Annotated in this window: 9 protein-coding genes; 5 read left to right on the top strand and 4 right to left on the bottom strand. The window is 69.6% G+C overall.

The features are described from left to right. Together AAHM41_RS34915 and AAHM41_RS34910 are read left to right on the top strand one after the other, a co-directional pair. Window positions 1-870: class I SAM-dependent methyltransferase (locus tag AAHM41_RS34915; protein ID WP_342241239.1), on the top strand; the 870-nt coding region annotated here is incomplete at its 5' end. Between the two features lie 437 nt (window positions 871-1,307). Then, window positions 1,308-2,102: a response regulator transcription factor gene (locus tag AAHM41_RS34910; protein ID WP_342241238.1), complete on the top strand. Its 795-nt coding sequence runs from the start codon at window positions 1,308-1,310 to the stop codon at window positions 2,100-2,102. Window positions 2,103-2,332: 230 nt separating this feature from the next. Here the strand turns inward: AAHM41_RS34910 and AAHM41_RS34905 are convergent, their stop codons facing one another. From AAHM41_RS34905 to AAHM41_RS34890, 4 genes are all read right to left on the bottom strand, one after another. Further along, window positions 2,333-5,410, bottom strand: coding sequence for an efflux RND transporter permease subunit (locus tag AAHM41_RS34905; RefSeq protein WP_342241237.1), 3,078 nt, complete (start codon window positions 5,408-5,410; stop codon window positions 2,333-2,335). 187 nt (window positions 5,411-5,597) lie between these two features. Further along, window positions 5,598-6,737 (bottom strand): efflux RND transporter periplasmic adaptor subunit, encoded by a 1,140-nt coding sequence (locus AAHM41_RS34900; RefSeq protein ID WP_342241236.1) that lies wholly within the window; start codon window positions 6,735-6,737, stop codon window positions 5,598-5,600. 11 nt (window positions 6,738-6,748) lie between these two features. Further along, the gene (locus AAHM41_RS34895) at window positions 6,749-8,257 is read right to left on the bottom strand and encodes an efflux transporter outer membrane subunit (protein WP_342241235.1); all 1,509 of its coding nucleotides are present in this window, start codon (window positions 8,255-8,257) and stop codon (window positions 6,749-6,751) included. An 87-nt stretch (window positions 8,258-8,344) separates the two neighbouring features. Then, window positions 8,345-8,935 (bottom strand): hypothetical protein, encoded by a 591-nt coding sequence (locus AAHM41_RS34890; RefSeq protein WP_342241234.1) that lies wholly within the window; start codon window positions 8,933-8,935, stop codon window positions 8,345-8,347. Window positions 8,936-9,145: 210 nt separating this feature from the next. Between AAHM41_RS34890 and AAHM41_RS34885 the strand changes: the two genes are divergently transcribed. The 3 genes from AAHM41_RS34885 (at window position 9,146) to AAHM41_RS34875 (ending at window position 12,827) form a co-directional block, all read left to right on the top strand. Continuing rightward, window positions 9,146-9,874 (top strand): response regulator, encoded by a 729-nt coding sequence (locus AAHM41_RS34885; RefSeq protein WP_342241233.1) that lies wholly within the window; start codon window positions 9,146-9,148, stop codon window positions 9,872-9,874. Then, the gene (locus AAHM41_RS34880; protein ID WP_342241232.1) at window positions 9,871-11,157 is read left to right on the top strand and encodes an ATP-binding protein; all 1,287 of its coding nucleotides are present in this window, start codon (window positions 9,871-9,873) and stop codon (window positions 11,155-11,157) included. Before AAHM41_RS34885 ends, AAHM41_RS34880 begins: the two co-directional genes overlap by 4 nt. Before the next feature lie 194 nt (window positions 11,158-11,351). After that, entirely contained in the window at window positions 11,352-12,827 is a 1,476-nt protein-coding gene (locus AAHM41_RS34875; RefSeq protein ID WP_342241231.1) for an MDR family MFS transporter, read from the top strand.

The raw sequence follows: 12,827 nt of genomic DNA, 5'->3' as shown, positions 1-12,827 counted from the left end.
TGCCGCCCGCCCCGGCCGGCGCATAGGCTCGCCGGAACGGTCGAGCGAGGCGTCATGAGTGGCAACGACCAGGGCGGTGCCCCATCCGCGGGCATGGCCAGGCAGTACGGCGACAGCCGGAAGCTCGCGGCGCGGGCGCGCCTGCACCGGGAATACATGGTGGCCGAGACGCCCTGGTTCGCCTGGGTGGCGCAGCAACTGCCCTTCAGGGCCGGCGATCACGTGCTCGACATCGGCTGCGGCCCGGGCTGGTTCTGGGCCTCGGTAGCCGACAGGCTGCCGGACCGGCTCGCGCTGACCCTGGCCGACCAGTCGCCGGGCATGGTCGAGGAGGCGACGGGCCGGTGCCGGCCGTTGCCGTTCGGTTCGGTCGCGGGCCGGCAGGCGGACGCCGCAGCCCTGCCGTTCGATGACGGCAGCTTCGACGCCGTCGTCGCGATGCACATGCTGTATCACGTGGCCGATCCGGCCGCCGGCGTCGCCGAGATGGCGCGCGTGCTCAGGCCCGGCGGGGTCCTGGCGGTCACCACCAATGGTGCCGGCAACATGCGCGAGCTGTACGAGCTGACGACCGTGTTCGGCGGCGCCCCGTCCGAGCCGATGGCGGCGATCTTCGGCTTCGACTCGGCCGAGCGGCTGATGCAGTCGCAGTTCGGCAACGTGGTCTGGTCCCGGCATCCGGCCAGCCTCCGGATCACCGATCCCGAGGATGTGTTCCTGGCGCTGACGTCCTTTCCGCCGGGCGAGACCGCCAGCGAGCCTCAGCAGGAGGCCTTTCGCGAGGCCATCGACCGCGCGTTCCGGCAGGCGGGCGGCGTGCTGGAGGTCCGGACGGAGATGGGATTGTTCCTCAGCCGGAAGGGGGCTTGACCAGGGAGAGGCCCGAGACCACCCGACGGGCGGAGCTTCTGCTGGTCGGCCATGGAGAGCAGTGGCTTCGCGACGGCGGCGCCAGGATGCCCACCGCTTTTATGCTCTGTCACCGAATTCACGAATTCAAGAAGGAGCGCCTCATCCAGAAGGGTGTCGCATTCGGCCGTGGCCTGCAGCCTTCCGGCGAGTGCTTGGCTATGCCATACAACCTTTTAGGTATGCCGGCACGGAAGGCCCACGCAGAGATTTGTGGCTTTTAGGTAAAATATCATACAAATTAACCGAACCGAGGCTGGCCGGCTTGGACGTGCCTTTATCGGCACCACCACCAAAACAGCCGATATAGAGAAAATAAACATCCTTTTGATACGAAATAAAAAAGCGGAAAGAAAGACCAAAGACTAGCCACAGATCAAACAATCGAGCAGAACATCATGCTTTCCGATGCCAATATGTCTGACATCAGCAACCAAAATGCGGTATTATCGAACCTCGATCACGACCATCCCGACGGCGACCCGGCTACTGCCAGCCCTGCCCCCAGCCTGGTCAGGGTTGCGGTCATCGACAGACGCGCCCTGGGCAGGGAGACCCTGACGCAGGCGCTTGCGTCGACCGACGGCCGATTTCGAGCCCAGGCCTTCGCCAATGTCGGTGAGTGGGAGTTGAGCGCGAACCGGAGCGACACGTCGCTGATCCTCCTGGAAGGCGGCGCGGCCGGCCAAGACTGCCCGTCGCTCGAACACGAGCTTCGGGGCCTGGTCGACAACCATCCCGGCACCCCCGTCGTCGTGATGGGCGAAAGTGAGGACTCCTATCATATTGCCGAGATCCTGGCGCAGGGCGCCCGCGGCTACATCCCGACCAGCGTCAGCCTGAATGTCGTGATCGGGGCGCTTTGCCTCGCGATGGCCGGAGGCAGTTTCATCCCTGCCAGCGCTCTTCGGAACGCCGGCCATGAGCGGCCGGACCGCCCGTCATCCGTCCACAGCATGTTCGGCCTTTCGGAACGGCAGTCCGCCGTCGCCGATGCCGTCGCCCTCGGAAAGCCGAACAAGATCATCGCCTATGAGCTGGATCTCTGCGAGAGCACCGTGAAGGTCCACATCCGGGCCATCATGAGAAAGCTGCAGGCCCGGAACCGGACGGAGGTCGCCTTCAAGCTGCACGCGGCCAAAAGCGCCCATTCGTCTCGCGGGGCGCGTCCGATCGAAGCCCGCGCGGCCTGACTGGAAAAGGCTGGCTGACATGGAAAAGGCCGCCAACACCGGCGGCCTTTTCCAGCTCCAAGCGTTCCTTCCCGATCCGTCAACACGGGCAGGAATATTTTATCCGCAAGACCGTGTGCCGGATGACGGTCCGAACACATTCATTTCCTCGGCCGAAGCATCAGAACCATAACATTCTATGAGGGGCACTCAACTACCCCTTTCGGGGTAGCCGGTCATCACCCGCGGGATCACGCCTCCGTCGCCTTCGGCTCCGCCTCCCCCACCCGCTCGGCGTGGTGGTCCGCGGCGAGCAGCATGTAGACGGCGGGCACCACGAACAGGGTGAAGATCGTGCCGATGGTCAGGCCGCTGGCGATGACGAGCCCCATGTTGAAGCGCGACACCGCGCCGGCGCCCGTGGCCAGGATCAGCGGCAGCACGCCCAGCACCATCGCCCCCGTGGTCATCAGGATGGGCCTGAGGCGGATCGAGGCGGCGCCCTCGATCGCCTCGCGCTTGCTCTTGCCCGCCTGCTGCAGGCTGTTGGCGACCTCGACGATCAGGATGCCGTGCTTGCTGATCAGCCCCATCAGCGTCACCAGCCCGACCTGGGTGTAGATGTTCATGGTCGCGCCGCCGACGCCGACGCTGATGAAGGCCAGCGCGCCGGCGATCGACATCGGCACCGAGACCAGGATGATCAGCGGGTCGCGGAAGCTGTTGAACTGGGCCGCCAGCGCCAGGAAGATGATGATCAGCGCCAGCGCGAACATCTGCACCAGGCCGCTCGATTCCTGCACCGTCTGGCGCGACTGGCCGCCGTAATCGACCGTGTAGCCCGGCGGCAGCGTCTGGTCGGCCAGCGCCTTCAGCTGCGCCAGCGCCTGGCCGGTCGAGATGCCCGGCGCCGGGACGCCCTGGATGGTGGCCGAGTTGAGCTGCTGGAAATGCGAGATCGAGCGCGGCGCCGCCTCGGTCTCGATCGTGGCGATCGACGACAGCGGGATCTGGGTGCCGTCCACCGCGGTGACCGGGTAGTTCAGCACCTGGTCGGTGCTGAGGCGCGAGCGCTGCTGCACCTGCGGGATCACCTGGTAGGACCGGCCGTCGATGCTGAAATAGTTGACGTAGCCGCCGCCGAGGATGGTGGCCATGGCGTTGCCGACATCGCTCATGGTCAGGCCCAGCGCGGCCGCCTTGTCGCGGTCGATCCGGATCTCGGCCTGCGGCTTGTCGACCTGCAGGTCGCGGGTCAGGAACACGAACAGGCCGGATTTCTGCGCCGCCTGCTGGAAGGCGGCGGCGACGTCGTTCAGCTCCTCGAAGCTGCCGGTGGTGCCGATCGCGAACTGGATCGGCAGGCCGTTGCTGCCCGGCAGCGGCGCCGGCTGGAAGGCCACGCTCTGGGCCGCGGCGATCTTGCCGATATCCTGCTGCAGCAGGGTCTGCACCGTGCCGGCGGTGCGCTCGCGCTGGTCCCAGGGCTTCAGCACCTGGACCGCGATCGAGGTGCCGCTGCTGTCGATGCCGAGGGTGTGGTCGGTCTCCGGATAGGCCCGCATCGCCGCCGCCACCTGGTCGGAGTTCGAGGCCTTCAGCGCCAGCGTCGCCTGCGGCGGGTTGGTGGTCGAGACCAGGACGGCGCCCTGGTCCTCGTTCGGCGCCAGCTCGGTCTGCGCATCGGCGTAGAGGAAGGTGATGCTGCCGAGCACGATGGCGGCGAACACCACCGTCACCGGCACGGTGTTCAGGCTGCCGTGCAGCAGGCGCTGGTACGGCCGGCGGATGCGCTCGAAGCAGCGGTCGATGAAATCCGTCAGCCGCTCCTCCCAGCCGCTGCGGTCGGCCAGATGCGGCTTCAGGATGCGCGAGCACATCATCGGCGTCAGCGTCAGCGCCACGACCATCGAGACGGCGACGGCGCCGACCAGGGTGAAGGCGAATTCGGTGAACAGCGCGCCGGTCAGCCCGCCCTGGAAGCCGATCGGCACATAGACCGCGACCAGCACCACGGTCATGGCGATGATCGGCCCGACCAGCTCGCGCGCCGCGTCGAGCGCCGCCTTGAGCGGTGGCGCACCCTCCTCGATGTGCCGGTTGACGTTCTCGACCACGATGATGGCGTCGTCGACCACCAGGCCGATCGCCAGCACCAGCGCCAGCAGGGTCAGGAGGTTGATGGAGAAGCCGAAGGCCAGCATCATCGCGAAGGTGCCGACCAGCGACAGCGGGATCGCCACCACCGGGATGAAGACCGAGCGCGGCGATCCGAGGAACAGGAACACCACCAGCACCACGATCACCAGCGCCTCGACCAGGCTGGTCACCACCTCCTCGATCGAGCTGGTGACGAAGGCGCTGGAATCGTAGATCACGGTGGTGTGCAGCCCGCTCGGCAGCTGCGCCGCGATCCCCGGCATCGCCGCCTTCACCCCGGCGACGACGTCGAGCAGGTTGGCGGTCGGCGCCACCTGGATGCCCATCATGATGCCGGTGCGGCCGTCGACGGTGGACCGGCTCTCATAGTCCTGCGAGCCGAGCACGACCTGGCCGAGATCCTTGAGCCGGATCACGGCGCCGTCCGACTGCTTGACCACCAGGTTGCGGAACTCCTCGACATCGTGCAGGTCGGTCGAGGCGGTCAGGGTGACCTGGGTGGCGTTGCCCTTGGTGGTGCCGATGCCGGAGACCGAGTTGTTGTTGCCGAGCGCGGTGTAGACGTCGGTGGCGGTCAGGCCGTAGCCGGCCAGCTTGTCGGGGTCGAGCCAGACGCGCAGCGCGAACACCTTGGGGCCCAGGAGCTCCGCCGTCTGCACGCCCTGCACCGCCTGCAGCTTCGGCTGCACCACGCGGGTCAGGTAGTCGGTGATCTGGTTCGCCGCCAGGACGTCGCTATAGAAGCCGATATACATGGCGTCGATGGTCTGGCCGACCGACAGGGTGATGGTCGGCTGCTGCGCCCCCGAGGGCAGCTGGTTGAGGACCGAATTGACCTTGGTGTTGATCTCGGTGACCGCGGCGTCGGAGTTGTAGTTCAGCCGCAGGTTGACGGTGATGGTCGAGACGCCGCTGGTCGAGGTCGAGGTCATGTAGTCGATGCCGTTCGCCTGGGCGATGGCGTTCTCCAGCGGCGTGGTGATGAAGCCGGCGATCACGTCCGGATCGGCGCCGGAATAGGTCGTGGCCACGGTCACGACCGCGTTCTCGGTCTTCGGATACTGGCGCACCGCCAGCGAGGCGTAGGACTGGTAGCCGAGGACCACGATCAGCAGGCTGACCACCAGCGCCAGCACCGGCCGGCGGATGAAGATGTCGGTGAAGTTCATGGCGGCGCCTTATGCCAGCAAGCCGATAAGCCGATCGTCATCCCGTGCGCGCTGCGGCGCGAAGTGCCGCGGCGCAGACACGGGATCTCGGCACGGAGTCGAGGAGATCCCGGGTCTGCAGCGCATCACTCCGTGCTGCGCAGCGCCCGGGATGACGGTGCAGAGCTTGGTCACGGGTGCGGCGCCTTCAGCTCGGGTCCGCCGGGGACGCGGCCGGGTCGTTCGGCGGCGTCACGCTGTTGTTGACGGTGATCGGCGAGCCGTTCTGGAGCTTGAGCTGGCCCGAGGTGACGACGGTGTCGCCCTCGGCCACGCCCTTGGCCACCGCGACCTGGTCGCCGCGGCTGCCGGCGGTGGTGACGAAGATCTGCTTCACCGTCTGGGCGGCCCCCTGCCCGGCCACGACATAGGCGATGTCGCCATAGGGGTTGGACACGATCGCCGTCGCCGGCAGGGTGACGTAGCGCTGCGGCGCGCCGACCGCGACCGCGGCCTTGCCGTACATGCCGGGCAGCAGCAGGTGGTCCGGGTTGGCGAAGCTGGCCCGCACCGTCAGGCTGCGGGTGGTGCTGTCGACCAGCGGGCTGATGGCGGTGATGGTGCCGTCGAAACTCCGGCCCGGATAGCCGTCGAGCGTCGCCGCCACCGCCTGCCCGACCTTGAGCTTGGCCAGGGCCTGCTGCGGCAGGGTGAAGTCGAACAGGATCGGGTCGAGCGACTGCAGGGTGACGATCTCGGTGCCGGCAGAGAGATACTGGCCGAGATCGACGTGGCGCACGCCGAGCCGGCCGGCGAAGGGCGCCTTGACCGTCTTCTTGTCGATCGCCGCCTGCTGCGCCGCCACCTGGGCCTGGGCCTGCTTCAGCGTGGCGAGGTCGCTGTCGACCGTGGCCTGGCTGACGCCCTGGGCCTTGAGCTGGCGCAGGTCGCGGTCATAGGTGACCTGGGCGTTGTCGGCCGCCGCCTGGTACTGCTTCAGCGTCGCCAGGTCCTCCTCGGCGCGCAGCTGCAAGAGCGGCGTGCCGGCGGCGACGTCCTGGCCGTCCTGGAAGCTGATCGCCTCGACGATCCCCGCCACCTCGGAGGACAGGGCGGCGCCGTTGACCGCGCGGAAGCTGCCCACCGCCTCCAGCCGTTCCTGCCAGTCGCTCGCGGTCGCGGTGGTGGTCGACACCGTCTGCGGCGGGTTGCTGCGGGCCGCGATCGCCTGGGCGATCATCTGGCTCTTGAAGGCCTGGAAGCCGAAAATGCCGCCCAGGATCACGCCGATCACGATCAGCATGACCACCATGCGGAGGATCAGCGAAGCCGTTCTGCTCTTGGCCATCTCTCTATCCGTCAATCGGGCAGGCTGGGGGTGGGTTGCTTCTTGCCGGCCGGGACGTCGGTGCGGTTCCACCAGCCGCCGCCGAGCGCCTGGTACAGCGCCGCGGTGTCGCTGAGCCGCGCCGCCTGGGCCTCGATCCGGCTGATCCGGGCGTTCAGCAGCGCGGTCTGAGCGGTCAGCACGGTCGTGTAGGTCGTGGCGCCGGCCTGGTACTGGCTGCGGGCGATGTTCAGGCTGCGCTGGGCCGCCTGCTCCGCCGCCAGCTGCGCCTTCAGCGTGTCGGCGTCGTACTGGATCGCGTGCAGCGTGTCGGCGACGTCCTGGAAGGCCGACAGCACGGTGCTGCGGTACTGCGCCGCCGCCTGGTCGAAGCCGGCCTCGGCCGCGCGCTTGTCGTGCAGCAGCGTGCCGCCGTCGAAAATCGTCTGCACCACCTGCCCGGCCAGGCTCCAGGCGATGGTGCCGGGCGAGAACAGGTTGCCGAAGCTGTCGGCGCTGCTGCCGTAGCTGGCGCTGAGCGTGATCTGCGGCAGCATGTTGGCGATGGCGACGCCGATCTTGGCGCTGGCGGTCTGCAGCTGCGCCTCCGACGACTTGATGTCCGGCCGCTGCTCGACCAGCTTGGACGGCAGGCTGAGCGGCAGGTCGGCCGGCAGGGTCAGCCCGGCCAGCTCGAAATCGTCGCCCGAGATCTCGCTGGGGAAGCGGCCGAGATAGACGGCGAGCTGGTTGCGCTGCTGCGCCAGCTGCTTCTGCAGCGGCGGCAGCAGCGCCTCGTCCTGCGCCACCGTGGCCTGCTGCGACACCACATCGGCCTGCGAGATGCCGCCGAGCGCGAACTGCTGCTGCAGGATCGCCAGGAAGGCGCGCTCGGCCTTGATGATATCCTCGGTGGCCGCGATTTGGGCCCGGAGCGAGGCCTCCTGGATCGCCGCCGTCACCACGTTGCTGCTGATGGTGAGGTAGCTGGCCTCGAGCTGGTAGCGCTCGTAATCGGCCGTGGCCTGCAGCGATTCGATGTTGCGGCGGGTGCCGCCGAACACGTCGAGGTCGTAGGACACGTCCACCGAGGCGCCGGTGACGTTGTAGACCGAGGTGACGGTGCGCGAGCCGGCGGTGGTCGATACCGTGCTGTTGCTCTGCTCCCGCGTGGCGGAGCTGGAGCCGGTAACGGTCGGGAACAGCTCGCCCTGCCCGGCCGCGACGTTCTCCTGCGCCTGGCGCAGCGCCGCCTGGGCCGACTGGATGTCGGGGTTGGCCTTCAGCGCCTCGGCCACCAGCCGGTTCAGGGGCTGGGACCGGAACACGCGCCACCAGTCGCCCGGAATGTCCCGGCCGTTCTGGATGCGCTGCGACGCGCCGCCCGGCACGGCGGCAGAGGCGGTCTGCGCCAGCGGCGTGCCGGGCGTGTACTGGCCGACGCCCGGCGCGGCCGGACGCTGGAAATCGGGGCCGACCGCGCAGCCCGCCAGGATCAGGGCGAGCAGCGACGCGGTGCCCCGCAGAAGATGTGATCTCACGATGACCGATCAGTGTCGGGAAGAGGCAGAAACCATCGGGCCGGCCCGGTTGCGTGGGGGGAACACCGGGCCGGCCCGACCGGTCCGTCAGCCGGCGTGGGGCACCGGACGCTCGGCCGGGGGGCCGAAGCGCTGATCCTGCGGACCGGGACCAGGGAAGGGAAGCGGCGGCGGCCCCATGTGCCGCTCCGCCTGCTGCAGCAGGGCGATCTGCTCCGGCGTCAGCTTGTCGCGCAGAGTCGCGATCGCCGATTTCAGCGTCTCCGCCGCCCCGGCCCGGGCGATGGCGGCATCGGCTAGGCGCTCGGCCGGGGCGAAGGCCTCCAGCCTCTTGTCATCCATCGGCGGCATGGGCGGCCGCGGCGGCTCCGCCACGGCCAGGAGGGCGCTGGTGTAGTCGCGCCAGGCGTCGAGCTGGTCGGCGCGGATGCCGATCAGGGTCTCGAGACCAGCGAGGTCGCGGGCCAGCTCCATCTTGAAGTCCGGACCGCGGCACCAGCCGGGGCCGGGCCGGTCCGGACCGGGGCCTGGCGGCAGCGCGTCCGGCGCGGCGGCGTGGATCGCATCGACATTGACCGGGTCGGCCAGGGCGATGCCGCCCGGGCTCATCACCGTGCCGAGGGTGAGACCGATGACACCGGCCGTCGCAACACCGATGATGGCGACAGTGGATTTCATCGATGACTCCTGTTGCTGTGAACGAGGCGAAGCTAGGAGCGCCGTGTTGCTGCCTTTCGTCGCCCTGTTGCCGAATGTGAACCGGCAGAGGAAATTGATTTCCCAACATTGCCACCCGGCCGCCGGCAATACTCCGTTGCAGAAAATCCATCGCCCGTCGCGTCCGGCCCCGTAAAGATCATGACAACAGCCCAGGCGACTTCCCGATCGATGCAGACTTCTCCCCATATCCTTGTCGTCGACGACGACCCCGAGATCCGTCGTCTGCTCGGCCGCTATCTCGACGGCCAGAACTTCCGGGTCACCCTGGCGGCCGACCGGCGCGAATGCGAGGAGCGGCTGGCCGCGGGCCGGATCGACCTGCTGGTGCTGGACGTCATGCTGCCCGACGGCTCCGGCCTCGATATCTGCCGCGAGCTGAGCCGGCGCAAGCCGCATCTGCCGGTGATCCTGCTGACCGCGCTGAAGGAGGATGTCGACCGCATCATCGGCCTCGAGATCGGCGCCGACGACTATCTCGGCAAGCCGTTCAACCCGCGCGAGCTGGTGGCGCGGATCCGCGCCGTGCTGCGGCGGACCGCGGCGGCCGTGCCGGACGAGACGCCGCCGCTCGGCCGCTACCGCTTCGCCAGCTTCGTCGCCGACTCCTCCACCCGGCGCATCGTCGACGACACCGGCGAGGAGGTGATCCTGACCGGCGCCGAGTTCGAGCTGCTGCTGGCCTTCCTGGACCGGCCGGGCCGGATCCTGTCGCGCGACCAGCTGCTGGACCTGACCCAGGGCCGCGAGGCGGAGCCGCTGGACCGGTCGATCGACGTGCTGGTCAGCCGGCTGCGCCGCAAGCTCGGCGATGGCGGCCGGTTCCAGCTGTTCAAGACGGTGCGAAACGGCGGCTATCAGCTCGCCGTCCCGGTCGAGCAGATGGGAGGGCCGGCGTGAACACGCTGCGCGCCCGCATCATCCTGCTGCTGGCGGTTTCCATCATCGCCGTGGTCGGCATCGCCAGCTTCGTCGCCCTGCTGCTGCTGCGCGAGCCCTCGCCGGCCCGCACCGTCGAGCCCTTCGCCCGGCAGATCCGGCTCATCGCCGACCTGGTCGAGAACGGCATCGGACCGGCCGACAACCCCGGGCGGGCGGCGGATTTCGAGCTGCATCCGATGCCGGCGCCCGGGATGTCCGACCCGCGCGGCAGCGAGCTTCTGCAGAATGCCATGCGGGCGTCCGGCCCCGCCCTGCCGGTGCAAGTCACCGACAATGGCCCGGACAGGCAGTCGATCCTGTCGGTGCAGATCGACCCGCAGCGTTGGCTGTGGCTGCCGATGCCCGACCTGCCGATCCCGCAGGGCGTGCCTCTGGCCTTCGCCGGCTGGATGCTGCTGCTGGTGCTGGGGGCGATCGGCATCGCCGCGGTCGCCGCCGACCGGGTGGTCCGGCCCCTGGCCCTGCTGGAGGGCACCATCGCCCGGATCGGTCCGGACGGCACCCTGCCCGAGCTGCCGGAGACCGGCTCGGCCGAGATGAGGACGACGGCGCAGACGCTGAACCGCCTGTCCGCCCGGCTGCGCGCGGCGATGGAGAGCCGGATGCGCCTGGTCGCCGCCGCCGGGCACGATCTGCGCACGCCGATGACCCGGATGCGGCTCCGCGCCGAGTTCCTGCCGGAGGAGGAGCGCGACGCCTGGCTGAAGGACCTCGACGAGCTCGACCGCATCGCCGACAGCGCCATCCGGCTGGTGCGCGAGGAGGTCGAGGGCGGCGATGCCGAGCCGGTGCGGCTCGACCGGCTGGTCGAGACCGTCAGCACCGAGCTGGCCGAGCAGGGGCTGCCGGTGACGCTGCTGCGGGCCGAGCCGGCCTCGGTCAAGGCCGGGCCGCTGGCGCTGAAGCGGGCGCTGCGCAACCTGGTGATCAACGCCGCCACCCACGGCAAGGGGGCCGAGGTGACGCTGGACGCGGCCCGGGGCGAGGGCGAAGGCGAGGCCCGCATCACCATCACCGACCGCGGCCCCGGCATCCCGCCGGAGCTGCTGGCCCGGGTGTTCGAGCCGTTCTTCCGGGTCGACCCGGCGCGGCGCCAGACCGTGCCGGGCGCCGGCCTCGGCCTCGCCATTGCCAAGGAGATCGTCGACCGCACCGGCGGCCGCATCGAGATCGCGAACCGGCCGGACGGCGGGCTGGTGCAGACCGTGACGCTGCCGCTGAAGGAGGACGCGGCGGGGTGAGGCGGGTGAGTCAAGTCGATGCTCTGTTATTCTCCCCCTCCCCTTGCGGGAGGGGGAGAGTGGAAAAGCGGGCGGGCTGGTGATCGCCAGGTCTCCCGCAAGGCTGGTCCCGGTCCTTCGCCGGCCTCCCCGCTGGCGCGAGCCGCTAGGATGGCGCGTCCCGACTCGCGCGGGGCGGGAGGAAGCGGCAAAAAATGAACCTGACCCAGTCCGAGATCCACACCATCGTGCTCGGCGCCCTGCTGGCGCTGTTCCTGTCGGCGCTGGACCAGACCATCGTCGCCACCGCCCTGCCCTCGATCGGGCGCGAACTCGGCGATTTCGAGCTGATCTCCTGGGTCGTCACCGCCTATCTGCTGACCTCGACCTGCGCCACGCCGATCCTCGGCAAGCTCAGCGACCTGTACGGCCGCCGGCTGATGCTGCTGGGCTGCCTGATCGTGTTCCTGGCCGCCTCGGCGCTGTGCGCCCTGTCCACCTCCATGACCATGCTGATCGCGTCCCGTGCCCTGCAGGGGCTGGGCGGCGGCGGCCTGCTGACCCTGGCCCAGACCGTGATCGCCGACGTGGTGGCGCCGCGCGAGCGCGGCCGCTACGCCGCCTATTTCGCCACGGTCTGGGCCGGCTCCGCCCTGATCGGCCCGACCCTGGGCGGTGCCCTGACACAGTACGTCGGCTGGCCCTGGATCTTCTGGATCAACCTGCCGCTGGGCCTGCTGGCGCTCGGCATCGTCGACCGGGCGCTGCGCAAGCTGCCGGTGCCGCGGGTCAAGGCGCGGATCGATTTCGTCTCGATCGCCCTCCTCACCCTCGGCACCACGGCGCTGCTGCTCGGCCTGTCCTGGGGCGGCACGGCCTTCCCCTGGGCCTCGCTGCCGGTGGTCGCCGCGGCAGCGGTGGCCGGGCTCGGCGGCTGGCTGTTCTTCCGCCGCCAGAGCCGGGTGGCGGAGCCGATCCTGCCGCCGCGCTTCCTCGGCGACGCCGTGGTCGGGCCGGTGCTGACCGCGGTCTTCCTCGCCTTCGGCGGCTACCTGGTGCTGGCGGTGCTGGCGCCGACCTATCTGCAGGTGGCGCTGCAGGCCGGCACCGGCGAGGTCGGGCTGCTGATGATCCCGCTGATGGTGTCGACCACCGTCACCGCGTCGCTGTGCGGCCGCTACATCACCCGCACCGGCACCTATCGCCGGCCGCCGATGGTCGGGCTGCCGGTGGCGATCGTGGCGGCGCTGGTGCTGGCTGCGGTGGCGACGCACACCACGCCGCTGGTCGCCTCCGGCCTGCTGATGATCGTCGGGCTCGGCGTCGGCCCGATCTTCCCGGCCAGCATGGTGGCGTCGCAGAACGCCGCCGCGATCCGCGACCTCGGCGCGGTCACCGGGGCCGTCGGCTTCTCCCGCGCCCTCGGCGGCGCCATCCTGGTCGCCGCCGGGTCGGCGCTGGTGCTGGGGCTGATCGTGGCCTGGAGCCCGTCGGTCGCCTCGGTCTCGGGGCTGGAGGACCTGGTGCGCCGCCCGCTGAGCGAGGCCGAGCGCATCGAGATCGCCCGCGCCTTCGCCGTGCTGTTCGCGGCGGTGGCGGCGGTCTTCGCCCTCAGCCTGGTGACCTATCTGCGGGTCGAGCACCGGCCGCTGCGCAGCCAGACCAATAACGCCGACAGCGGGGCGGGCTAA

This window comes from Inquilinus sp. OTU3971 (assembly GCF_038440215.1).
Note: the sequence above shows the minus strand (reverse complement) of the source record. Positions and strands in the feature narration are given on the sequence as shown.